Consider the following 23582-nt stretch of genomic DNA (forward strand, 5'->3'; position numbering starts at 1 on the left):
TTACTCTCCCACCCGGAATTCAACGCGCAGCGGACGTGGTTCAAGTTTTACCCCGGGAAACAAAATCAAAGCGCCCACACCGGACGCGACCACTTCCTGTTTTTCGGGGAGATCCTCTGGTTTTTCGGGCGTGATTTCAACCAGACCGCGTTCGCGCAGTCCGAGCGTCACTTTCACAAAACCGGCAACTTTTTCGCCGTCCTTGCCGAGCACGGTGATCACCTGCGTCCCGGTGGGTGTCGTGAGAATCGCCCCTTCCGGCACGGTCAGCACACCTTTGTGCACAGCTAAGACGAGTTCGATCCCGGCAAACATGCCCGGTTGAAATCCCTTGGGATTGCCGGTCACGTAACCTTTCACCTGACTCGAACGCGTGCTGCGGTCGATGACCGAGGAGATAAAATAAACTTCGCCTTCCGCCTTCGCGTCGCCGGTGGGCGTCTGGGCGCGGATGCTGAATTTCGTGCCTGAGGCGATCTTCGACGTGAAACGCTCCGGCACTTGGAAATCGATTTTCAAGCGGCTCAAATCGTCGAGCGTCGTGATCACCGTCGCCGCCGTGATGTAATCGCCCGGGGAAATCGTGCGCGCGCCCACGGTGCCGTCGAAGGGCGCTTTGATTTCCATTTTAGCGAGGCGCACCCGAAGCAACTGGGATTCCGCTTGAGCGGAGGAGTAATCGGAGTTCGTGCGATCCGCTTCGGCTTGGGAAAGCGAGCGCGCTTCCGTGAGATCCTGGCTACGCTTGTAATTCAGTTCGGCGAGCTTGAGGCGCGACTCGGCTTGCGCGAGTTGGGCGCGGAGCTCGGAGTCGTCGACCTTCAGCAACACCTGGCCTTTTTTCACCTGTTGGCCTTCCTCGAAGAGCACGGATAACACTTGGCCAGAAATTTCGGCACGAAGCTGGGCGGTTTCGTTGGGAGCGAGTGAGCCGACGAGCGAAAGCGACTCGACCAAGTCACGGCGTTCCACCGCGACGACTTCAACCGGTTGCTTTTGCGGTGCGTTGGAGGCAGCCGCCGTGGCCGAAGCGCTTTTCTTACTGCAACCGGCAGAGAAAACGAGGGCGAGACTGGCGAAAGCGAATACGAAGCGTATGGGGAAAGACATCCAAAGTGGGAATTGTGGGTTTACTGCTCACTCGGGGTGCGCCCCGGACATGACGCCAGCTCAGGACGTAAGTTTCACGTAATCTTCCGGGCTCAAAAGCGCCGCAGCATCAGCAGGATTCGAAAGTTTGAGCTTTAACATCCAACCATCGGTGTAGTGCCCGGAATTCACCTTCTCAGGATTACTATCGAGCGCTTTATTGACCTCGATCACCGTGCCCGAAACCGGCGAATAAACGTCGGAGGCCGCTTTCACGGACTCCACGACGCCGAACGTTTCGCCGGCCTTTAACACCGCGCCAACCTTGGGCAGTTGGACAAAGGTAATGTCGCCGAGGCTGTTTTGCGCGTAGTCGGTGATCCCGACCGTGGCCGTGCCGTCAGCGGCGACGTTCAACCATTCGTGGGACTTGGCGTATTTAAGTTCGGAGGGGACGTTGCTCATGGGAAAATTAGTTTTTCTTTAGCGGGACGAAGGGAGGTTTGACGAGTTGCAAATTGAGTTTGGTGCCGCGGATATCGACCGCGAGTTGCTCCTTGGCCGCCGCCGCGTCGACGAGCGCAGAACCGATGGCTTCGTTGATGATCGGCGAGAGCGTGCCCGAAACGACCTGCCCCACTTCGACGCCGGCGGCGTTTAACACGGTCGAGCCCGCGCGCACGATGCGACGGTCGCCGGTTTTGAAGAACACGATCTTCTTCGCCGAGCCCTTTTCTTTTTCGGCTTTGAGCACGTCGGAGCCGATGAACGGGCCTTTGTCGAATTTCACCACCCAGCCGAGTCCCGCCGTGATCGGCGTAATGGCATCCGTGATTTCGTGTCCGTAAAGCGGGAAACCCGCCTCGAGCCGCAAACTGTCGCGCGCACCGAGCCCAGTGAGTTCGAGGCCAAACGCCGCGCCTGCGACTACAACCGCCTCGGCGAGCTTCGCGCCGTCGCCCGACGCGCAATAAAGTTCAAACCCGTCTTCGCCCGTGTAGCCGGTGCGACTGATGATGCACTTCACACCGGCGACTTCGCCTTCCGTGAAATGATAATATTTAACTTCGGCGAGATTCGTCGGCGTGAGCGACTGCACGAGTTCGGCGCCGCGCGGACCTTGGATCGCGAGTTGTGCGTAATCAGGAGAACGATCGACGACGGTGCAGTTGAAGCCCTTCGCCTGCTTCTGCATCCACGCGATATCCTTGGCGATGTTGCCGGCGTTGATGCACAGCAGGTAATCGTTTTCGCCGCGCATGTAGACGAGCAAGTCGTCCACCACCCCGCCGTGCGGATAGCACATCACCGTGTAAAGGATGCGTCCGGGAAAGAGTTTCGAGCAGTCGTTGGTGACGAGGTGTTGGAGAAATTTCAGCGCTTCCGGGCCCTTCACATCGGCTTCGCCCATGTGGCTGACGTCGAAGAGCCCGACGCGCTGGCGCACCGCCTTGTGTTCATCGAGGATGCTCTTGTATTGCACCGGCATATCCCAGCCGGCGAAGTCCACCATGCGCCCGCCGTGCTGGCGGTGAAATGCATTGAGGGGGGTCGTCTGTAACACGCTCATGCCCCAACTAAGGCTCCCGCCTATGACGCGGGCAAGGAAACTTTGCCTGCGCCAACCCCTGAAAACAGCTTAAACAAACGAGCCGCCTAGCTCACCTAAGCAAGCTCCATATCTAACTGAAGATTTTGCGATCCGCCCAGACTCGAACTAGCGTCCTCAAGGGCTTTGATAAACACCGCGTAGCTTTGAGGATCACCCGCCCGATAACGCTCACATCCGTGAATAATAAGGAGCAATGGAAACTTCGGAATTCGGCTCGTTCCCCAGATGCCACCGTCAGCGAGGTAGCACAAACTATCGAAGAGCGCATTCCAGTTATGCCCCTACCCTTTTCCGGGAGTCGATTCGGTGCAGGGAAAGTTTCCTCCTGGGCCTCCACATTCGAATAATTCTCCTAGTCGGGTGAGCAGTGCCTCATCCGAGTTTATCTCGGAAAGATCGAGGTGTAATTCTTCAGAGTAAATGGCCACGAGAAACTGATGGTTCGCGCTACCTGGCGAAAATCAATCGAACCGCGCCAAAGGCAAAAGCAAAGGCCCAGCCGGAGGCGAAAAACTCCAAGCCATAACGCTCGCTTCCGCGCTTGGTTCGCAGTGTCCCGATTTTTGCCATAACGAACCCGATCAGCACCGGGAAAACCAGCAAAGCAATACAGCGCAACGGGAAGTTCCCGATCACGTGAGCATTCACTATCAGCAGCGACGCCGCGCCTGCAATTCCACCGAAAACAAAGTAAATCCAAACCCGCAAAAACGTCCGATCCGCATAAGTTTTCTTAAGGACTAAATCAGCGGCCCCTTCAAAAAGGAATTGGAAGAAAAACTCAAAAATGAGCTGAAGAAAGCTTTCCAAGCTTTGCATAAAATGCTTCGAAACACCTCGCTTCAACTCCACAATCATCGCTGCCGGTGTAACCGCCATTGATTGCGCAAAAACCATCTCTACAACCACTGCACATGGATCGCCGGCTCATTTGGTTTCTCGGGTTATTGCTCCCGGTAGTTTGGTGGTCGGCCATCAGCCCGCACGACCGGCTCACGTGGTGGCTGGAAGTGGCACCCGTGCTGATTGGCGTGCCGCTGATCATCGGATTTCAAAAGCGGTTTCCGCTCTCCACTTTGTTACTCGCGCTGATCTGGGTGCATTGCGTGGTGTTGATCGTCGGTGGCCATTACACCTATGCGCGCGTGCCGCTGTTTGATTGGATCCGCGATGCCACCGGCGGAGCCCGCAATAACTACGACAAGGTCGGGCATTTTATCCAAGGGTTTGTGCCGGCAATCCTAGCGCGCGAAATCCTTTTGCGCACTTCGTCATTGCGGGATCGCGGCGATGGCACGCCCAGTCGCTGGCTCGGATTTATTGTGGTCAGCATCTGCCTCGCTTTTTCTGCACTCTACGAACTCATCGAATGGTTGACCGCTGAACTTTCAGGAGCGGCGTCCGACGATTTTCTCGGGACGCAGGGCTACGCGTGGGACACGCAGAGTGACATGGCGTGGGCACTGGCCGGCGCGGTGCTCGCGTTGCTCCTCTTGAGTCGCTGGCATGATCGCTCACTGACAAAGCGAATCGGTTAAAAGGAATTGTCTTCACTCCACGCGAGCGACACGACTTGCGCAATGTTCGCTCCTGCCCTCGCTTACTGGGTCCACGACCTGAGTCCGTTTCTCATCCAGTTTAATGAGAAACTGGGAATTCGTTATTACGGGTTGGCGTATCTGGCAGGATTTGGCGGCGCGATGTGGCTGCTGCGGCTTTATTACCAGAAAGGACGCACGACGCTGACGCCGAACGCCTCCGTGGATCTCGTGCTCGCGTTGGTCATCGGCGTGATTGTGGGGGGGCGACTCGGCGAATTTTTACTCTATCACCCGAAAACATTGTTCAGCGATCCGCTCGCGTTTTTCCGCGTGTGGGAAGGCGGCATGGCGAGCCACGGCGGATTTCTCGGGGTCGCGGTTGCACTCTGGTGGTTTGCGCGCAGTCGCAAAATTCCGTTCCTGCACCTCGCCGATATCGTCGCTTCGGTGACGTCGATCGGGCTCTTTTTCGGACGCGTGGCAAATTTCATCAACGGCGAACTCTACGGCAAACCCTCGGCCGTGCCTTGGGCGGTGATTTTCGAAAACACCGGCGGCGGGCCTGAGCCACGGCACCCTTCACAACTTTACGAAGCGGCGCTCGAAGGACTTCTGCTGCTCGCCTACATGCAATGGCGCGTGTGGGGCAGTGAGGTGACAAAGCGCCAGCCCGGACGCATCGCGGGCGAATACTGGATCGGCTACGCGCTCGTGCGCGCAATCGGCGAACTTTTCCGCACGCCCGATGCGATCATTCTCGGCCTGAGCAGTGGCACGTTTTATTCGATCTTTCTGTTCGCGGGCGGCGTGGCGTTGATCGTTGCGGCCAAAAAAAACGCGCCCGTGGTTGCGGGCGCGCGTTGAATTTTCAAATCGAAAGTAAACGGCTTATAGCACGTAACCCGACGGGATAATCGCGTCTTTCGTGACGCAGAGAATGCCATCGCGGATGACGACGCCGTGCTGGTAATCGCCGTCGGGCTTCCCTTCGGGCGAGAGCGACACGCCATCGCCGATGCGGGCATTTTTGTCGATGATTGCGCGGCGGATGCGGCAATTGCGACCGAGGCCGATCGCCGGGCGGTTTTGCGCCTTGTCCGCGAGCACTTCTTTTTCCGTCTGATAATAATCCGAGCCCATCATCACGACGTCTTCCAGATCCGCGTTTTCGCCGAGGATGGAACGGATGCCGATGACGCAGTGCTTCAGTTTCGAATCGGTTACTAAGCAACCGTCGCCGATGACCACGTGGTCGATGTCGCAATGGTTGATCTTCGACGCCGGCAGGTAGCGCGGATGCGTGTAGATCGGTGCGCTGCGATCGAAAAAGTTGAACGGCGGCAGCGGCTGCGCGAGCGCGAGGTTCGCTTCGAAAAATGCGCGGACGGTGCCGATGTCTTCCCAATAACCTTCGAAAATGTAGCTATAGAGTTTCGATTTTCCGAGCAGCGCGGGAATCACTTCCTTGCCGAAATCCTTCATCGAGTTCTCGAGGGACTTGTTCAACACATCGCGGCTGAACACGTAGATACCCATCGACGCGAGACACTGTTTCTCGCCGACCTTTTGAGTCAGCTTGGCTTCGAGCGCGTCGCTGATCGTGAGGCTGTTGATAACCGCCGGATCTTTCGGTTTCTCGACGAACTCGGAAATCGTGAGATCGTCGTTGACGCGCATCAGACCGAGACCTTCGACCTTCGAAACCGGAAACGGAATCGCCGCGATCGTGACATCCGCGCCGGTCGAGATGTGTTGCTCGATGATTTTGCTGAAATCCATGCGATACAACTGATCGCCCGAGAGAATCAGGATGTATTCGTGGCCGTGGCTGTTGAAATGGACGATATTGCGGCGCACGGCGTCGGCCGTGCCCTCATACCACGCGCTGCTCTTCTCCGTTTGCTCAGCGGACAAAATGTCGATGAAGCCCGCCCCGAACGGATCGAAGTGAAAACTTTTGTTAATATGCCGGTGCAAAGACGCCGTGAGAAACTGCGTGAGCACGAAAATCCGGTTAAACCCTGAGTTGAGACAATTGCTGATTGGGATATCGACGAGGCGATATTTACCCGCGAGCGGCACCGCCGGTTTGCAACGTTCCTTGGTGAGCGGAAAGAGGCGCGTGCCGCGTCCACCGCCCATGATTACCGATAAAACTTTTTTTGAGTCAGCCATGGGATTTGGGGATAAATTCTTGCGCGAATTTGCGCGGCGCTCACGTTAGTGCCAGCACAAACGAGCCTTACCTTACCCTTATGGCAAAAATTCTCATCACGGGTTCCGCAGGATTTATTGGCAGTCACACGACGGATCGCTTGCTGGCTGATGGCCACACGGTCGTGGGCATCGATAATTTCCGAACCGGCCGCCGCCAGAACTTGGCAGAAGCCTCGAAGTCTCCGCAGTTTTCTTTTCATGAAGGCGACGTCGCCAAGCCCGGTGAACTCGATGCGCTCGTCGCTTCCGTCAAGCCGGATGGGATCATTCACCTCGCCGCGCTCGTCAGCGTGCAGGAAAGCATGACGAACCCGGATCTGAATTATTCGCTCAACATCCACGCCACGCATCTCGTCGCCGAGGCCGCGCGTAAATCCGGCGTGAAGCGAATCGTGTTTGCCTCCTCCGCGGCCATCTACGGCGACGCCACCGCGTTGCCGATTCGCGAGGGCCTCGAAAAGAAACCGATCAGTCCCTACGGCGCGGCGAAGCTCGCCTCGGAAGCGATCCTCCTCGGCCACGGTGCGGCGTTCGGCATTACGGTGCGCTGCCAGCGCTACTTTAATGTCTTCGGCCCGCGGCAAGATCCGGCGTCGCCCTACTCCGGCGTGATTTCGATCTTCGACCGCCGTTACCGCGACGGAAAATCCGTCACGATCTACGGCGACGGCCAGCAGACGCGCGATTTCATTTCGGTGCACGACGTCGCCCGCGCCAACGCCCTCGCTGCCACGAAGCCCGGTATCGCGTCCGGCGTGGCCAACATCTGCACCGGTCGTGCCACGTCGTTGTTGGATGCAGTGAAAGTCTTCGGAAAACATTACCCGCAAATCGCCCCGCCCGCTCACGCCGCACCGCGCACCGGCGACATCATCCACTCGCTGGGTGCCGCCGACGAGGCTCACGCCGCGCTCGGTTTTTCCGCCCAAGTTTCCGTCGAAGACGGTCTCACCGAACTCATCCGCGTGGGATGAAATTTCGTTTCATCAACGTCAGCGCTCTCTTCACCGCGCTGCGGTTCGGCGTCTTCGGATTGGTCGCGGCGCTGAACGCCAGCGCCGCGGAGCCGCTCGCATTCTACGTTAATTATTCCGCGACGGTGCCGACGGCGCCGCTGCTCGCACACGAGACCTCCATCGTCCATCCTGACGCCAAGGTCGATCTCGACGCCGCGCACCGCGCCGGCAACACCGTGCTCGCCTACCTCAGCATCGGCGAAATCGCCAGCGATGCGCCCTATCGCGGCGAAGTTTTGAAGCGCGGCCTGCCTTTCGCTGGACGTAATGAAACGTGGAAATCCGATTTGATCGATCTCGCCGACGCCCGTTGGCGCGAATTTCTCGTCGACGAACTCGCCACCCAAATCGCGAAGAAAGGCTACGATGGTTTCTTCCTCGATACCGCGGACTCCGTCGACCTCATCGCGCCGGGAAATACCGCGCGCACCACGAGCGCCCGCGCTGGCCTCGTCACCCTCGTCAAACAACTCCGCACGAGCTTCCCGCAAAAACGCATTGTCATCAACCGCGGCTTTTTCGCATTCGATGAATTGCGCGACACCGTCGACGGCGTGCTCGTCGAATCACTTTTCGAGACGCACGACTTCACGGTTAAAAATTACCGCGCGGTCGCCACGCCCGAAACTGAAGCGTTGCTCGCCGAACTAAAACGCGTCGCCGACGCCGGGCGCAGCGTCTACGTGCTTGATTACGCCGACCCAGCGAAACCCGAGCGCGCCGACCACGCTGCCGACCGGATTCGCGCGCTGGGTTACCACGCGTTCGTTTCCACGCCGACGCTCGATGGAAAAATGCTCGCGCCGTTGCGCGTGGTGCCACGACGCATCTGTGCATTTTTCGGCAACTTGACCGAAGTCCAGGTCGACCAAATCCGCTGGCCTGCCGAGTCGTTTGTCGCCCAACGCCTGCAAGCGCCGCTCGAATGGCTCGGCTACGAAGTCGATTATCACCGCATCCTGACCGCAACGGATCTGCCCACGTTGAGCGACGACTACCGCGGCGTCATCCTGCCGCGCGCCTGGGAAATTCCGTCCTCCATCGAGCCGGCGGTGGTTGACTGGCTGATCGCACAACGCGAGGCCGGCAAAAAGATCATCATCTTCGGCACCCTGCCGTTCAACGATCCCGAACAGCGCCTGCGTTTCACCACCGCCTTCAATCTCGTCGGCGACGGGTCGATTATCGGCCCGCCGTTCCAAGTCGACGTGATCACGAAAGACGCCGCCGTGATGGACTACGAAGCGCCCGTGACGGGTTTGCCCGCAAATTTTCTCCGCCTGCGCGCCCCGGAAGGCGCCGAAAAAATTCTCTCGGTGCGCGCCCGTTTCAAGCAGCCCGAAAAACAGCCCGTTACTTTCGATCCGATCTTCACCTGCGAATGGGGCGGCATGGCGATGGACCCGTATCTGTTTTTCCGTCGCGCGGATTATCGTGATTTCTGGCACTTAAACCCCTTCGAATTTCTCGAACGCGCGCTGGGCAAAACTGATGCGCCCGCGCCTGACACCACCACGCGCGATGGACTGCGGATGTATATGAGTCACATCGACGGCGACGGTTTCGGCAGCTTCAGCCACACAGAAGCCGGCCGCCGTTCCGCCGAGGTCGTGCGTGATCGCATCCTCAAGAAATATCCGCTCCCCGTCACGGTGTCCGTCATCGAAGCCGAGATGCGCGGCCTCGTGCTCCATCAGCAGCCCAACGAATCCGCCGAACTCGAAGCCATCGCGCGCGACATCTTGCGCCTGCCTCACATCGAAGTCGCGTCGCACAGTTTTTCTCACCCGTTTTTCTGGATCACCGGCGACCGCACCGAATCATTTTACGACGAACAGAATTTGGAGCTAAAACAGAAATACGACAACCTCGACCTCACGCGAGAAATCGACGGCTCCGTCCGCTACATCAACGAGAAACTCGCGCCGCCTGACCGCCCCGTAAAAGTATTTCTGTGGAGCGGCAATTGCCGCCCGCCGCCCGAGGCGCTCGCCCTCACGCGCCGTCTCGGCATCGAAAACCTCAACGGCGGCGACACGATCATCACGGCCCGCAACCGCACGCTCACCGCGATTTCGCCACGCACGATGCCGTGGGGCGACGAACTGCAAATCTTCGCGCCCAACCAAAACGAAAACGTCTACACCAATAACTGGCGCGGCCCGCTCTTCGGCACCTACGTGCATGTGATCGACACGTTCAAGCTGACCGAATCGCCGCGCCGCATGAAGCCGGTGAATGTTTACTATCATTTCTACAGCGGCGATTATCCCGCCGCCGTGCAAGCGCTCGAAACGATTCACGACTGGGTCATGACGCAACCGCTCCACTCGGTCACCGTTTCGCACTACGCCCGCATGGCCCGCGATGCCCGCGACACCGCCATTTTTGCCGCCGGCCAGGATCGTTGGCTCATCACCAGCCGCGGCGAATCGCGCACGTTCCGCCTCCCTGAAAATGCCGCCAGCCGCATCGACCTCGCCCGCAGCGAAGGCGTGACGGGCTGGTCTGTTTATCAAAACGAAACTTATGTGCATACCGACGGCTCGCCGCGCGTAATCCTCGCGCTTTCGGATCGGCCTGGCCGACAGCCTTACTTGGAAACGTCATCCGGCGAAATTAATTTCACAGAACGCACCCCGGCGAAACTCGCCTTTAGCGTCAGCGACACGCGCCCAATCACGACCGTGCTCGCCGGTTTCCCAGCGTCCAGCAGCGTCCGCGTGACAGTCGACGGCGAGACGAAACCGCTCACCGCAGACGCAACTGGTCGCGTTAAACTTTCCCTGCCTCTTCAGGCCAACGTCATCGTCGAAGCCGCTCCATGACCAGCGCCGCGCGCCATAAACCGATCATTCCGTGGTGGCAGCTCGGGCTGCTGCTGGTCGGTTGCGCGCTCGGTATTTGGTTTTTGTTACCCGACGATCCCGGCTTGCTCGAAGATCTCGTGCGCGACGGCAACACCCGCGAGGCCCGACGTTTGCTCGCGAAAATGTCGCCCGACGAACGCGCGCGCGATGCGCGTCGTCTCCGTGTGGTCGAACTCAAAATCGCGCGCCTCGAACTCAAAGCCAACGACGCCGAGGCCACGACGCGCTTTTGGAAACTCGCTGTCGACACGTGGCGCGACTCGCAGTTTTCCGGCGAAGTCTTCCTTGAGTTCGCACCCGTCATCCTGCGCCTGAGCGACCCCGCCGCTGCATGGGAAATGCTGCTCCCGATTCTTCCCGGCGCGCCGGAGCCGTTGCGTCAACGTCTCGCCTCTGAATTCACCCGCGCTGCGCTCGCCGCGAGTCAGCCCGCGCAAGCCGCGCAGATTTTCGCCTACGCACATCCGGCGGAAAGCCGCACCGTCGAGAACTCGCTCGAACTCGCCCGCCTCTGGGAACTCGGCGGCAAACCGGCCGACGCTCTCGCGGCACTGGGCAGCGACCAATCCCCCGCCGTCAATGCCCGCCGGGTCGCCATCCTGCGGGAACTTAACCGCAACCGCGAAGCCTTCGCGTTACTGCGCGCGCGCGCCGAAGCGTTGCCCGACGGTTCGCCCGATGCCGCCTTGCTCGAAGAACTCACCACCGTCGCGCTCGCCGCCGGCATCCCGAACGACGCTGTGCCGCTGCTCCAACGTTACGCCGCGAAGAATCCGAGCGACCTCGCCGTGCAACGCCGGCTGCGCGACTTGCTCGTCACCTCGGGTCGCGCCGCGGACGCCGTTCCCGCCGGCCGCGAAGCGGTGAAACTCGGATCGCGTCAACCGGCCGATTTGCGCGACCTCGCCAAGATTCTCGAATACAGTGGCGAAGGCGACCAAGCCTTCGACCTGTGGCTCGAACTCGCGTTGCAAGGCGACCTGCCGGCCGTCGATCGACTCGTCGCGCTCAACCCCGGCCTTTACCGCGACGAAGATTTGCGCCGTGCGCTCGAACGCGTTGTGCCAGTGCCGAATCATAACGACTACACGCTCAAGCTCGCGGAACTGGAAGTGACCGTGGGTCGTTACGACGAAGGCCAGAAATACTACGAGCAATTCATCGCCGCCGATCCGACCGACATCGATGCGATGCTCGATCTCGCCGACCTGCACCACGAACTTTACCGTTTCGACCAGTCAGAGAAATGGTTGCGCCGTGCGTCCGCCTTGCGACCCAAAGACCTCGCTCTACGCGGGCGCATCGCGGACAGCCTCGTGCTGCAAAGCCGTCACCGCGACGCGCTCGATTATTATTCCGTGCTCGCGCAGGAATCGCCCGTCGAGGAAGTGCTGCAACCTTATATCGTGCTCGCGGAAACGCTCGGTCGTTACGATCACTTCATCCGTGCGTATCGCCTGCGCATCGATCATTCGCCCCAGCCCGTCGCGCGCGACTATCTGATGCTCGCTTACGGCTACGAACTCGCCGATGACCCGGTCAGCCGCGAAGCCGCGCTCGCCGAAGGCCGACGAAAACTCGGTGACAACGACGACCTCAAGCTCTCGCTCGCGCTGGCCTTGAGCGCGGAGAAAAACTACCGCGCCGCTCAAAATTCCCTTTCGGGTCACGCCGCGCTCCACAGCAACGCCACCGCCGCCACGCTCTATCTGGAATTGATGCGGCTGAACAACGACAAGGCCGCCGAGCGCGCTTACCTCGCGCAACCGCTCGCGCCCGCCCTCGCGCAAAACGAAGCCATTCTCGAACGCGTCGGCCGCGCGCAGGAAGCATTGGGAAATTACAAGGAAGCCGAACGCATCTGGCGCGAGCTTTACGTCATTCGCCCCACGGATTTCAACCGCACTGCAAGTCTCGCGCGCGTATTGCTCACGACCGGGCGTCACGTCGAAGCGAACCAGTTGCTCGCTCCTTTCCTGATCAAACCCACCCCGGAAGTGCTGCGCCTCTCCGCTGAAATCGCGACCAACGCCGGCGACTACAAGAACGCGGAGACCTATCAACTCGCCTACCTCGACACCGTGAAAACCGCCGGTGCCACCGATTGGGGCGCGCTTGGCGACATCCGCCTTTCACGAGGCGATCGCGAAGGCGCCAAACGCGCTTACGCCGAAGCCTTGCGCCGCATGCATGGTCAAATCCGCGCGAAATCTCCCAAGTCGTGAAATTTCCCCGCGTCATCTTCTGCTGCCTCCTGCTTGCCGCTCCCGCGCTGCAAGCCGCGGAAGAATTCATGGCGGACGCGGAAGTGCTGCAGCGCGCGCCGACGCTCACGATCGAAGAGCGCCGTTACCTTGTTTATCTTTACGCCCGCTTGAACCAAGCGCCGGTCGCCCAAGCGCTCGCCGAGCAGATTCTCAAAGATAACCCGAGCGACCGTCAGACGCTGCTCGTGCTCGCGTCGATGGCCGTCGAACGCAAAGACCCGGAAGCGATCCTCCGCATCGCGCGCGAATTTCTCCGCTATTATCCGGGTGACCACCAAGGCCGTTACTTCCTCGGCGCGGGCCATTACCTCGCGAAGCAATACGCCCAGGCGAACGAAGTCCTGCGCGAGTTGAAGCACGAACAATTTCTCGCGCGCAAATACCCTTACGAAACCGATCTCGCCGCTTCGGCTTACGCGGCGGGCGATTGGTATCGCGCGATGCTTTCGTATCAGGAATTGCTGCGTCACCACGCGCTCGGCGACGACCTCCGCAGCCGCGTGCGCATCGTGCTCGATTCGCTTTATCGCGAGCATCTGCCGCGCTGGGATTTCGGCGCTTACGGCACGACGCTCAAGAACGCGCGCGTCTGGCGTTACACCGGCGGCGAAGCGCAGCACTTGAGCGACAGCCAGTGGGTTTCGGTCAACTACACGCGCGACCAGGTCACCATCGAAGAAGCCCCCAGCCTACGCGCCACCCGCGAAGAACGCGCCGAAGCGGTCGCCACGCTCTCGACGGTTTACGACCGCCGTTGGGAAACCGACGCGTGGATCGGTCACTCCGGCGAAGGCCTGCTCGGTGGCGCGCGCGTGAGTTATCGTTTCGCCAACCAGCGCGAAGTCTCGCTCGACTACTCCGCCAACGAACGGGCGCTCGACAGCCTCACGCTCGAAGCGCTCGACGGCCGCCAATACCGCACGAATTTCACCGCCAGCTGGCTCATCGAAACCGATCTGACGTTCGTCGTGCGCGGTCACTGGCGCGAAGTTTATGTGAACGATCGCAAACTCGGCCGCGGCTCGGGCGTTGACTTGAACCTCGATTACACGCTCTGGCGTCAAGGCCCGCGCGTTTCCATCGGGTATCGCGGATCGATTTCCAGTTTTCTCCAAACACTCAACGATCCGTCGCCCGCTGCACCCATCGCCGACCCGGCGGGCGGCATCGGTTCGCAACTCGGCATTCTCAACAACCTCGTGAGCCGCCGCATCAATCGTCACGGCATCGGCCTGCTGATCACCGACAACCTTGCAGACGCGTGGCTTTACCGTCTGACTGCCGGCGTGGATTATGACTTCGAGTTGTCTTCGACGAGTTGGAACAGCGCGCTCGCGCTGACCTTTCTCCCGCGCAAGAGCATCGAGATGACCGCCGAGGCGGGCTACACGTCCAGCGCTTCCTCCAGCAACGCCGGTTCCTCCGCGAGTCTGCTCAACTTCTACGTCCGCATTTATCATTAATCCCAACCACCCTCCTCCCATGAAACAAATCCTCGCCGCTTGCTTCCTCGTGCTTCTCGCCGGCTGCTCCACCGTCAAATACTCCGGCGGCGCGCCCGCTGGCAGCATCGTGGTCACCCGCTTGTTGATGCCTAAATTCGTCAATGCCACCGACGACCAACACGCCAGCCGCGCCCTCACCGAGATGACCGGCAGCGCGCTCGTCGAAGCCGGCATCCCCCTTTTCCAAAGCGAGGAAACAGTCATCAAGTCCGCCGCCGACAAAGCGCAGGGTGATGATGGCCGTTACGCCGAACTCGCCCGCAGCGTGAATGCTTCGCATCTCCTCATCGGCACGGTGCACGAATACCGTTACAAGACCGATCTCGACGGCGATCCGGCCGTCGGCATCACGCTGCGTCTGGTCGACGCCACCAGCGGCCAGACCGTCTGGCAGGGCACCAGCGGCAACGTCGGTTACGCGTTCGCGTCGGTGACCTCCGCCGCGGAAAAATCCGTGCGCAAACTCGTGCGCGACATGCCCGTCGCAGGCAATCGCCTGCGCGGCAACGTGCGCTTCACGCGGTAAACGCCGCGTGCTTTTCGCAAACGCCCACCCCACCCCATGAACTGGCGCGACGTCTCCCGACCCAAGTCCATCCTGATCGACGCAGTCGTGATCGCGATTGTCATCACAGGATCGAACTTGCTCTTCGATCGCGCGCATCCCGGTTGGGTTAACCTCAGCCCGTCGCCGTATCTCCTACTGCCGCTCCTCGTCGGCGGACGCTACGGATTTACCTCAGGCGTGCTTGCCGGCATCGGTGCGAGCGCGCTCGTGCTGGTGCAGCAGCATTTCTCCGGACAATTTTATTCGGTCAACCACGCGCTTTCGGAATCGGTTTATTTGCATGCGGGATTTTTGTTTATCGGCGGCATCGCCGGTGAACTCTTCGGTTGGTTCCGCCGTGAGCGTGTGCAATCCGAAGCCCAGCAGGAGAAACTGCAAACCTCCGTCCGGCAGCTGGATTCCGACGTGAATTATCTCCGTGGCGTGAAAGACGAACTCGACCGCTTGGTCGCTGCACGCGACGGCGAAGTCAGTGCGTTGGACACGGAATTGCGCCGCCTCTACGCCACCAGCGCCGACGATCTACCGGTGGCCGTGCTGCAATTTCTGCGCCGCCAAGTGCGTTTGAGTGACGCCGCGCTCTACCGCGTCGATCGCAGTGACGGCGCGCTGCAACGCATCGCCTTTATCGGGCGCGAAGCCCACCTGCCCGCTTCGCTTGCGCGCGACGCCAGCGAGATCGTGCAACTGGCTTTGCAACGCAGTTCACTCGTCACGCTACCTGAAATTCTCCAGCAACGCGAACCTGCCGCCAACGAACCCCTATTGTTAGTCGCCCCCTTGCTCAACGCTTCCGGCGAAGTAACGGCGATCCTCGTGGTCACCGGTATGCCGTTCATCTCGTTCACGGCGCAAACCGCCAACCTCATCGAACTTGTCTGCGAATGGGCCGGCGAAGTGCTCGACCTCGCGCAAGGCGCAGCGGGGCGCTACCGCATCGTCTCGGGTCGCGAGAACCAACGCTTGTTCACTCGCAACCATTTCGAGCATTTGCTGCAACTCGCGTTGATCGCTTACCAGCGTCATCGGCTGCCTTCCTCGGTGGTAATTTTCTCGTTACCCGGCGCACCCGCGAGCGAGCAGGCCCGCTTCGAGCAAGCACTGATCAGCACCGTGCGCGCCGGCGACTACGCGGCCGAACTCGGGCGCTCCGAGCCGCATCTCGCCGTGCTGCTCCCGCTCGTCGGCGAACGCGGCGCGAATATTTTCATCGAACGTTGCCGCCATTTCCTCCGCAACACCGGCCCGTGGCCGGTCGAAGTCGAGGTGCGTCGGGTCGAGTTTGGCCACGCGGAAAACGTGAAAGACGTGCTCGCCGAAATCGACGGCGTGACTGTTCGCTAAATGATGAACCCGATTCGCCTCATCAGTGTGATCATCGCCGTGGTGCTCCACGTCGTGGCACTGCTGCTGCTCGTTTCCGAGCAATACGAATGGCTCGCGATCATTCTCCATATCGTCGGCTCGTTGGCTTGGGGCTGGGGCGTCGCGAATTTTCTCCCGTTGCTCCAAGTGCAAGCCTGGTGGCTGCCCGGCGCGTGCGCTTTGATTTTTCCCGTCGGCGGCCTAATGGCGTCGGCGGCGCTCATCCAACTGCTGCGCCTCAAACCGCCCGAGAATAACACCCAGCGCTACGTCATCTGGAGCGAGCGTTCGCAGGCCGAGTGGAGCGCCACGCTGCCCGCCGGTGCCCCGGGATTGTCGATCGTCGAAATCCTGCAAAGCCCGCGCACGCAACTGCGCCGCAATGCCATTCTCGCGCTGCGCGATCTCGATCCGCAACTCGCGATTCCGTTACTGAGAAAAGGCCTGCAAGACAGCGACGAACAAGTCCGCATCTACGCACAAAACATCCTCAGCACGATGCTCGAACGTTTCGAAGGCAGCGTCAAAGAACTCGAACAACGGCTCGTCGCCCATCCCGATGCGGTGATTGCTGCCGTGAACCTCGCGGAGCAATACTTCGAACTCGTTTACTTGGATGTCGCCGGCGACGACGAGACCGCCGCGCACTATCTTTCCAAGGCCCTCGCGTTACTCGAACGCGCGGCAGAGCGCGAACCCAACGACGGGCGCATCGCGTTTCTCGGACTCAAGTATTCGTTGCGCGCGCGGGATATCGTTGCCGCCCAACGCTGGCTTGCGCGCACGCAACGCTGCAATGTCGAGGTGCAACAAGTGCTGCCATGGCACATGGAGCTGACATTCCTCGAAGGCAATTGGGCCAAATTAAAAGAGCAGTTCGCCGCCTTCACTCAAGCCGGCTACGTTAACCGACGCATCGAACACCTCGCGACGTTCTGGAATCGAGTCGATTCCGCGAAAGCATGAGCGCTGCGCCTGAAAAAATCGCGGACGTCTGCCTCGTGCTCGAAGGCACCTATCCCTACGTGCAAGGCGGCGTTTCGTCGTGGGTGCACCAAATCGTCAACGAACTCCCCGAAGTTACCTTTGCGCTCTACTACCTCGGCAGCACCCGCGCACAGGCGGAAAAGAAACGCTACACGCCGCCCGCGAATGTCATTTCGCTCACCGAAGTTTTCTTGTTCGAGCCGCTGCCACGCGAAGATTTGGTGCCCGCGCCACTCAGTGCCGCCGCGCGGGCCACCGTTTACGAAGCGCTCCGAAACTTTTATTTCTGCGTCAACGAAACCCAACGCATCGACGCGTTTTGGTCGGTCGTCGCGGCCATCGACGCGATCGAAGCGGCCGGCGGAAAATTCACCTTCGGCAATTTCACCAACGACGAGGAAGCGTGGGAATTACTGACCGAACTGTGCACCAAATTCGCGCCGGCCGAGTCGTTCATCGATTTCTTCTGGGCCGTGCGCTTCGTGCATTTACCGGTGTGGATCGCGCTGCGGTCGCGTCATCTGCTGCCGCCCGCGCGGATGTATCACAGCGTCTCAACGGGCTACGCGGGATTGCTCGGCGCGGTGGCCGCACGGAAATTTCGCGCCCCTTATCTCATCACCGAGCACGGTATCTACACCAAGGAACGCATCGCGGAGATTAGCCAGGCGACGTGGATCTACGATCCGGCCAGCCGCTACTTCGACGTCGGCGAAGGCATCGGGGCCTTTAAGCAATTTTGGATCAACCTGTTCATGTTCCTCGGACAGGTTTCCTACGACAGTGCGCAGCGCATCGTGTCGCTGTTTGAGGGTAACACTTACCTGCAGATTGAATTCGGCGCGGAAGCCCGCCGGCTCGAGGTGATTCCCAACGGCATTGATGTGACGAAATTCGACGCCGCGCTCGCGAAGCGCACCGCGCGTTTGGAAAAAGGCCTGGGCGCTGAAATTTTCATCGGCTTCATCGGGCGCGTCGTGCCGATCAAAGACGTTAAAACACTCATTCGGGCCGCGCGCACCATCGTTGCCCGCGAGCCGCGGGCGGTATTCCACATCATCGGCCCCACCGAGGAAGACCCGGACTATTTCGAAGAGTGCAAACAGATGGTCACCCTCATGGGTCTCGAATCAAAAGTGCTGTTTCTCGGTCCGAAAAATGTCCGCGAAATTCTGTCCGACCTCGACGTGTGTTTACTGACGAGCATCAGCGAAGGCCTGCCGTTGATTATCCTCGAAGCGTTCGCCGCCGGTGTGCCGTGCGTCGCGACGGATGTGGGCGCGTGCCGCGAAATGATTTTTGGCCGCACACCGGAAGATAAAGCCATCGGCCGCGCGGGCTTGTTGACGAAAATCTGTTCGCCGTTGGACACCGCCGACGCCGTGCTCAAAACGATTTCATCTGCGGAAAATCTTCTCTCAATGGGTCGCGCCGGTCGCACGCGCGCCGAGCGGCATTACCGGCAAGGCGATATCATGGACAAATACCGCAAGTTCTACACCGATCATTCGTGGGCGAATCTGGCGCCCACGAACGCGGTGGCATCGTCCTCCATGTCTCAACTCACTCACTGATGGCGGGCATCGGCTTCCAACTCACGAAACTCATGCAAAAGCGCACGCTGCTCGGCGGGCTGCAGGCGTATGGTTACGCCGCGCTCATCGGGAGCGGCCCGTGGGTGTTGTCGATGACAACCTTGGCGGCGCTCGGACTCATGCTGCACCGCGCGGGCGAGACGCACGAGTTCGATCTATTTTTCGTCGCGGTGACGCATATCTTCGGATTCTCGCTGATTTCCACGGGACCGCTGCAACTGCTGCTGTCGCGCTACGCGGCAGACGCGGTGTTCGCCAAGCAAGACGAACGCGTGTTTCCGTCGTTGCTCGGCGCGCTGGCCTTCACGTTTGCGATCAACGCCGGCATCGGCTTGGTATTTTTCGTCGGCTTTGTGCCGGCCGACCCCCTTTTTCAATTTTCCGCAGCGGGCGTGCTCATCGTGGTGTCCGCCATTTGGATCGGCGCGGTTTACCTGACTGCGGTGCGCGATTACGCGGCGGTGTTGCGGTGCTTCGCGATTGGTTACGCGACGAGCTTCGTCGCCGCGTGGGCGCTGACGAAAGTTGCCGGACTCTCCGGCACCATGACAGGGTTTCTCGCCGGGCAAGTCGTGTTGTTGCTCGCGATCATGCGCGTGATCTATCGCGCGTTTGGCACAATCGCGGCGCCGAGTTTTTCATTTCTCGGCTATTTCAAAAAGCACCGCGACCTCGCACTGTGCGGTTTGGTTTACAATCTCGGCATCTGGATCGACAAGCCGCTGCACTGGTGGTTTTCGCCGCACGGTTATAAAGTAGCAGGCGCGCTGCACGCTTCGCCGCTTTATGATCAGGCGGTGTTCCTGAGTTTTCTCTCGGTCGCGCCGGGCATGGCGGTTTTTCTGCTCACGCTCGAAACGACGTTCGCGGGAAAATATGCGGAATTTTTCCGGCTCGTGGTGGAAAAAGGCACGTGGGGAGAGATTTCCCGCACCAAAGCGGAAATGGTGGACGCATTGCGCGATGGTTTGGCGCGTCTGCTGAAATTCCAAGGCGCGGTCACCCTCGCGCTCATTCTTGGCGCGGAGCGTCTGCTCAAAGCGCTCGGCCTCGGCTCGGTGCAGACGCTGGTGTTTCAAGTCACGCTGCTCGGCGTGTGTTTGCTGGTGCTGTTCCTGGCTCTGCTCACGGTGCTGTTCTACCTCGATCGCTTAAGAGAAGCGCTGATTTGTTGCGCAGCGTTCGCGGTGGTTAATTTTGCGCTCACACTGGCCGGTTTGATGGCGGACGAGCGCTGGTATGGCATCGGCTTCACGGCGGCGGCCGCGGTGGCGATCGTGCTCGCGGGCATCTACGCGAATCGCGCGCTGCTGCGCTTGGAATACAGGACTTTCACTTCGCAACCGGTCTACTCTTGAACCCTCCGCGAGCAACAATCACCGTTTCATCAATCCACCCCCAACCCATCTAAACTATGTGCGGCATCGTCGGCTACGTTGGAAAACATAAAGCAGCTCCCTTCATCATCGAAGGCCTCAAACGTCTCGAATATCGCGGCTACGACTCGGCCGGTGTAGCCGTGTTGCAAGACGGCGGTTTTACGGTCGCGAAGAAAATCGGGCGCGTCGCCAACCTCGAAGTGGAAGCAGCCAAGATCAAGCTCAACGGCAATTACGGCATCGGCCACACGCGTTGGGCGACCCACGGCGGCGTCACCGACGCCAATGCGCATCCGCACATCAGCAGCGATGGACAGATCGCGATGATCCACAACGGCGTCATCGAGAATTATTCGAAGATCAAAAAATTTCTCCTGGAGAAAGGCTATACGTTTAAGTCTGAAACCGACACCGAAGTGCTCTGCAATCTCGTCGCCTACCACTACGCGAAAGAGCCGGTCAGCGCAGACGAAAGTCGTTTTGTGAGCGCGGTGCGCAAGAGCCTGCGTCACGCTGAAGGCACTTACGGCATCGTCATCATGGCGCTGGATGCTCCCGGCGAACTCGTCACTGCGCGTAAAGGTTCACCGCTAATTCTGGGAATTGGCGACGGCGAAAGCATCGTCGCGTCCGATGTGGCCGCGATCGTCAGCCGCACGCAGAGCGTCGTTTACCTTAAGGACAACGAGGTCGCGCACCTCACGCCAAAAGATTTCACGATCACCACACTCGAAGCCGGTGAAGTCACCCCGGTCATCGATAAAGTAAACTGGTCGATCGAAGATTCCGAGATGGGCAACTACGCCCACTTTATGGAAAAGGAAATTTTCGAGCAGCCCACCGCACTCGAAAATGCCATGCGCGGTCGCTTCGCCGAAGATGGCAGCACGGCACAATTCGGTGGTTTGAATATTTCTCCGAACGAGTTTCGGCAAATCGATCGCTTCATGTTCTGCGCCTGCGGCACTGCATTGCACGCGTGTATGGTTACCGAGCATCAGATCGAACGCTTTGCGCGCCTGCCCGTCGAATGCGATTACGCGTCGGAGTTCCGTTACCGCAATATTCCGCTCTTCCGGAACACGCTTTTCTTCGTGATGAGCCAGTCCGGCGAGACGATCGATACCCTCGCCGCGATGCGCGAAGCCAAGCGCAAGGGCTACAAGGTGCTCGCGATTAATAATGTCGTCGGCTCCACCATCGCCCGCGAAGCGGACGGCGGTATTTACCAGCACGTCGGCCCGGAAGTCGGCGTCGCGTCCACGAAGGCATTCACCTCACAGCTCCTCATTGGCGCGATGCTCGCGCTCTACATCGGTCGCATGCGCGACTTGAGTTTCGGCGCCGGCCAGCGTTACGTGACCGCACTCAAATCCTCACCTGACCTCGTGCGCAAGGCGCTACTGCAAGCCCCGCACATCAAGGAAATCGCGAAACGTTACGCGCATTACACCGACATGCTGTTCCTCGGGCGCCTGTCGCTCTTCCCCATCGCGCTCGAAGGCGCGCTGAAGTTGAAGGAAATTTCCTACATCCACGCGGAAGGTTATCCTGCAGCCGAAATGAAACACGGCCCGATCGCGCTCATCAGCGAAAAATGCCCGAGCGTCTTCCTCGCCCCGAATGGCGAGATCTTGAACAAGATCGTTTCCTCGATGCAGGAAATCAAAGCGCGCAAAGGCAAGATCATCGCCATCATCACCGAAGGTGTAGAATTGCCGGAAGGTCTCGCCGACGAAACGATTGTCGTGCCGGACTGCCATGAAGCGGTGTTGCCGATCGTATATTCCGTGCCGGTGCAACTGCTCAGCTACTATATCGCGGTGGAGCGCGGTTGCGATGTGGACAAACCACGCAACCTGGCGAAATCGGTCACGGTGGAGTAAGCGACCGCTCACGCTCTTATTTGCAAAATGCCAGCCCTTCACGGCTGGCATTTTTTGTGCCATGGCGTCCAGAATGAGCGGTCGCGAGCACCACAATTACCCCCAAAACTAAGGTGACACACTCCCGTCGCTTGACCATCCCAACGCAAGTGACTCATCTACCGTGCACTTTCCGATGCAAGTAACGCCCACTAAAGACGAATTTCTCCGCCTGAGCCAACAAGGTAACGTTGTCCCCGTGCGGGCCGACCTGCTGGCTGATTTGGAAACACCCGTTTCCGCTTACGCCAAGCTGCGCGGCAATGGCCCGGCGTTTCTCCTCGAATCGGTCGAAGGCGGCGAGCACGTCTCGCGTTATAGTTTCATCGGCTGCAACCCGCGCAAAATTTTGCGCGCCGAACCCGGTGCGCCCGATCCGCTCGCGGCGCTCCAAGCTGAGCTCGCGAACTACAAACCGGTGAAAGTGCCCGGCCTGCCGCCGTTCACCGGTGGCGCGGTTGGTTACCTCGGCTACGAATTTATCCACAGTGTCGAAAAAACCGTGCCGCTCGCCGCCAAGGACGAACTCGGCGTGCCGATGATGTGGTTCATGTGGTGCGACTCGGTGTTGGCCTTTGACCGTGCGCATCAAACGATGCGTCTGATCGTCAACGCCCACATCGGATCGGACCCCAGCGCTGCTTATGATGCCGCGTGCGCCGAACTTGAACGCATGCGCGCCGCCCTCGCCCAGCCTTCGCCGCTTAAGCCAGCGGTGTTGAGCGACACCGGCGCGGTGAAAGTGCCCGCAGGTAACTTCACGAAAGAAGCCTTCGAGAAGATGGTGGACGATACGAAGGAGTTCATTCGCTCGGGCGATATTTTCCAGATCGTGCTCTCGCAGCGTTTCTCGCGTGAGTTCACCAAAAGCCCGCTCGATCTCTATCGTGCACTCCGCACGGTAAATCCTTCGCCCTACATGTTTCTGTTGGAAGCGGGCGACTTTGCGTTGGTCGGCGCCTCCCCTGAAGTGCACGTGCGCCTCACCGGACAAAAGGTGGAAATCCGTCCAATCGCCGGCACCCGCCCTCGCGGCAAGACGCCCGAAGCCGATGTCGCGTTTGAAAAAGAGCTGCTCGCGGATGAGAAAGAGAAGGCCGAACATCTGATGTTGGTGGATCTTGCCCGCAACGATATCGGGCGGGTCTGCAGTTACGGCACCGTCAAAGTCCCCGAATTCATGATAATAGAGCGCTACTCTCACGTGATGCACATTGTGTCACAGGTAGAGGGACAACTTGCGCCAGAACGTTCCGCTTTTGACCTCATGCGCGCTACCTTTCCGGCCGGCACGGTGAGCGGGGCTCCAAAAATTCGCGCAATGCAGTTAATTTCTGAAAAAGAAGGCACACAGCGTGGAAGTTACGCCGGGGCATTGGGTTACTTTAGTTATGATGGCAATCTCGACTCCTGCATAACCCTGCGCACCGCACTAGTTAAAGACGGGCAAGTGCACATCCAAGCAGGTGCGGGAGTAGTCGCGGATTCCGTCCCCGAAGCTGAGTATCAGGAGACAATTAACAAGGCTTCGGCGCTATTTAAGGCCATTACACTGGCCGATAAGCTTTCCAGTTAAGGCAACCGCGCGGCACAGAACCGCGTATTAGTGGTCGGAACAGCATCGCGGGAATTTCCTTCCGGAGTTC

Annotated in this window: 18 protein-coding genes and 1 pseudogene; 13 read left to right on the plus strand and 6 right to left on the minus strand. The window is 59.6% G+C overall.

Translation table 11 applies throughout. The annotated features are described in order from the left end of the window. From ACRRQW_RS20835 to ACRRQW_RS20855, 5 genes and pseudogenes are all read right to left on the minus strand, one after another. Positions 1 to 1110, minus strand: a complete 1110-nt coding sequence (locus ACRRQW_RS20835) for an efflux RND transporter periplasmic adaptor subunit (RefSeq protein WP_438483567.1) — start codon at positions 1108 to 1110, stop codon at positions 1 to 3. Positions 1111 to 1170: 60 nt separating this feature from the next. Beyond that, positions 1171 to 1554 (minus strand): glycine cleavage system protein GcvH, encoded by a 384-nt coding sequence (gene gcvH, locus ACRRQW_RS20840; RefSeq protein ID WP_438483569.1) that lies wholly within the window; start codon positions 1552 to 1554, stop codon positions 1171 to 1173. A gap of 7 nt (positions 1555 to 1561) precedes the next feature. Further along, a complete protein-coding gene (gene gcvT / locus ACRRQW_RS20845) occupies positions 1562 to 2659 on the minus strand; it encodes a glycine cleavage system aminomethyltransferase GcvT (protein ID WP_438483571.1) in 1098 nt (365 codons plus the stop codon). A 95-nt stretch (positions 2660 to 2754) separates the two neighbouring features. Continuing rightward, a pseudogene (locus ACRRQW_RS20850) lies at positions 2755 to 2970 on the minus strand (hypothetical protein); the annotation flags it as partial. A 178-nt stretch (positions 2971 to 3148) separates the two neighbouring features. Next, on the minus strand, positions 3149 to 3598 hold the full coding sequence (locus tag ACRRQW_RS20855; protein ID WP_438483573.1) for a hypothetical protein: 450 nt from the start codon (positions 3596 to 3598) through the stop codon (positions 3149 to 3151). Between the two features lie 17 nt (positions 3599 to 3615). Here ACRRQW_RS20855 and ACRRQW_RS20860 point away from each other — a divergent pair, with 17 nt between their 5' ends. Then, complete coding sequence (locus ACRRQW_RS20860; RefSeq protein ID WP_438483575.1) at positions 3616 to 4239, plus strand: DUF2238 domain-containing protein; 624 nt, start codon at positions 3616 to 3618, stop codon at positions 4237 to 4239. Positions 4240 to 4281: 42 nt separating this feature from the next. Further along, positions 4282 to 5106: a prolipoprotein diacylglyceryl transferase gene (gene lgt, locus ACRRQW_RS20865; protein ID WP_438483577.1), complete on the plus strand. Its 825-nt coding sequence runs from the start codon at positions 4282 to 4284 to the stop codon at positions 5104 to 5106. A 24-nt stretch (positions 5107 to 5130) separates the two neighbouring features. On the opposite strand, the gene ACRRQW_RS20870 is transcribed toward lgt, so the two are convergent. Beyond that, on the minus strand, positions 5131 to 6417 hold the full coding sequence (locus ACRRQW_RS20870) for a glucose-1-phosphate adenylyltransferase (RefSeq protein WP_438483579.1): 1287 nt from the start codon (positions 6415 to 6417) through the stop codon (positions 5131 to 5133). An 80-nt stretch (positions 6418 to 6497) separates the two neighbouring features. Here ACRRQW_RS20870 and ACRRQW_RS20875 point away from each other — a divergent pair, with 80 nt between their 5' ends. The 11 genes from ACRRQW_RS20875 to trpE all read left to right on the plus strand — a co-directional run bounded on the left by ACRRQW_RS20875 (position 6498) and on the right by trpE (position 23512). After that, positions 6498 to 7433: an SDR family NAD(P)-dependent oxidoreductase gene (locus ACRRQW_RS20875; protein ID WP_438483581.1), complete on the plus strand. Its 936-nt coding sequence runs from the start codon at positions 6498 to 6500 to the stop codon at positions 7431 to 7433. Next, on the plus strand, positions 7430 to 10303 hold the full coding sequence (locus tag ACRRQW_RS20880; protein ID WP_438483583.1) for an endo alpha-1,4 polygalactosaminidase: 2874 nt from the start codon (positions 7430 to 7432) through the stop codon (positions 10301 to 10303). Before ACRRQW_RS20875 ends, ACRRQW_RS20880 begins: the two co-directional genes overlap by 4 nt. Beyond that, a complete protein-coding gene (locus ACRRQW_RS20885; protein WP_438483585.1) occupies positions 10300 to 12570 on the plus strand; it encodes a tetratricopeptide repeat protein in 2271 nt (756 codons plus the stop codon). Before ACRRQW_RS20880 ends, ACRRQW_RS20885 begins: the two co-directional genes overlap by 4 nt. After that, entirely contained in the window at positions 12567 to 14075 is a 1509-nt protein-coding gene (locus ACRRQW_RS20890; RefSeq protein WP_438483587.1) for a tetratricopeptide repeat protein, read from the plus strand. Before ACRRQW_RS20885 ends, ACRRQW_RS20890 begins: the two co-directional genes overlap by 4 nt. 19 nt (positions 14076 to 14094) lie before the next feature. Then, a complete protein-coding gene (locus tag ACRRQW_RS20895) occupies positions 14095 to 14643 on the plus strand; it encodes a hypothetical protein (RefSeq protein ID WP_438483589.1) in 549 nt (182 codons plus the stop codon). A 36-nt stretch (positions 14644 to 14679) separates the two neighbouring features. Continuing rightward, positions 14680 to 16029, plus strand: a complete 1350-nt coding sequence (locus tag ACRRQW_RS20900) for a hypothetical protein (RefSeq protein WP_438483591.1) — start codon at positions 14680 to 14682, stop codon at positions 16027 to 16029. Then, positions 16030 to 17016: a HEAT repeat domain-containing protein gene (locus ACRRQW_RS20905; protein WP_438483593.1), complete on the plus strand. Its 987-nt coding sequence runs from the start codon at positions 16030 to 16032 to the stop codon at positions 17014 to 17016. Continuing rightward, positions 17013 to 18611, plus strand: a complete 1599-nt coding sequence (gene pelF / locus ACRRQW_RS20910; protein ID WP_438483595.1) for a GT4 family glycosyltransferase PelF — start codon at positions 17013 to 17015, stop codon at positions 18609 to 18611. Before ACRRQW_RS20905 ends, pelF begins: the two co-directional genes overlap by 4 nt. Next, a complete protein-coding gene (gene pelG, locus ACRRQW_RS20915; protein WP_438483597.1) occupies positions 18548 to 19990 on the plus strand; it encodes an exopolysaccharide Pel transporter PelG in 1443 nt (480 codons plus the stop codon). Before pelF ends, pelG begins: the two co-directional genes overlap by 64 nt. 56 nt (positions 19991 to 20046) lie before the next feature. Beyond that, positions 20047 to 21897: a glutamine--fructose-6-phosphate transaminase (isomerizing) gene (glmS, locus tag ACRRQW_RS20920; RefSeq protein ID WP_438483599.1), complete on the plus strand. Its 1851-nt coding sequence runs from the start codon at positions 20047 to 20049 to the stop codon at positions 21895 to 21897. Between the two features lie 175 nt (positions 21898 to 22072). Further along, complete coding sequence (trpE, locus tag ACRRQW_RS20925; protein WP_438483601.1) at positions 22073 to 23512, plus strand: anthranilate synthase component I; 1440 nt, start codon at positions 22073 to 22075, stop codon at positions 23510 to 23512. Positions 23513 to 23582 lie beyond the last annotated feature (70 nt).

Source organism: Oleiharenicola lentus (assembly GCF_051660365.1).
Classification (GTDB): domain Bacteria; phylum Verrucomicrobiota; class Verrucomicrobiia; order Opitutales; family Opitutaceae; genus Lacunisphaera; species Lacunisphaera lenta_A.

Bases quoted from the DNA above. Each gene is read 5' to 3' on its own strand.
- ACRRQW_RS20835 (WP_438483567.1), bottom strand. From the start codon at position 1,110: ATGTCTTTCCCCATACGCTTCGTATTCGCTTTCGCCAGTCTCGCCCTC.
- gcvH (WP_438483569.1), bottom strand. From the start codon at position 1,554: ATGAGCAACGTCCCCTCCGAACTTAAATACGCCAAGTCCCACGAATGG.
- gcvT (WP_438483571.1), bottom strand. From the start codon at position 2,659: ATGAGCGTGTTACAGACGACCCCCCTCAATGCATTTCACCGCCAGCAC.
- ACRRQW_RS20855 (WP_438483573.1), bottom strand. From the start codon at position 3,598: ATGGTTTTTGCGCAATCAATGGCGGTTACACCGGCAGCGATGATTGTG.
- ACRRQW_RS20860 (WP_438483575.1), top strand. From the start codon at position 3,616: ATGGATCGCCGGCTCATTTGGTTTCTCGGGTTATTGCTCCCGGTAGTT.
- lgt (WP_438483577.1), top strand. From the start codon at position 4,282: ATGTTCGCTCCTGCCCTCGCTTACTGGGTCCACGACCTGAGTCCGTTT.
- ACRRQW_RS20870 (WP_438483579.1), bottom strand. From the start codon at position 6,417: ATGGCTGACTCAAAAAAAGTTTTATCGGTAATCATGGGCGGTGGACGC.
- ACRRQW_RS20875 (WP_438483581.1), top strand. From the start codon at position 6,498: ATGGCAAAAATTCTCATCACGGGTTCCGCAGGATTTATTGGCAGTCAC.
- ACRRQW_RS20880 (WP_438483583.1), top strand. From the start codon at position 7,430: ATGAAATTTCGTTTCATCAACGTCAGCGCTCTCTTCACCGCGCTGCGG.
- ACRRQW_RS20885 (WP_438483585.1), top strand. From the start codon at position 10,300: ATGACCAGCGCCGCGCGCCATAAACCGATCATTCCGTGGTGGCAGCTC.
- ACRRQW_RS20895 (WP_438483589.1), top strand. From the start codon at position 14,095: ATGAAACAAATCCTCGCCGCTTGCTTCCTCGTGCTTCTCGCCGGCTGC.
- ACRRQW_RS20900 (WP_438483591.1), top strand. From the start codon at position 14,680: ATGAACTGGCGCGACGTCTCCCGACCCAAGTCCATCCTGATCGACGCA.
- ACRRQW_RS20905 (WP_438483593.1), top strand. From the start codon at position 16,030: ATGATGAACCCGATTCGCCTCATCAGTGTGATCATCGCCGTGGTGCTC.
- pelF (WP_438483595.1), top strand. From the start codon at position 17,013: ATGAGCGCTGCGCCTGAAAAAATCGCGGACGTCTGCCTCGTGCTCGAA.
- glmS (WP_438483599.1), top strand. From the start codon at position 20,047: ATGTGCGGCATCGTCGGCTACGTTGGAAAACATAAAGCAGCTCCCTTC.
- trpE (WP_438483601.1), top strand. From the start codon at position 22,073: ATGCAAGTAACGCCCACTAAAGACGAATTTCTCCGCCTGAGCCAACAA.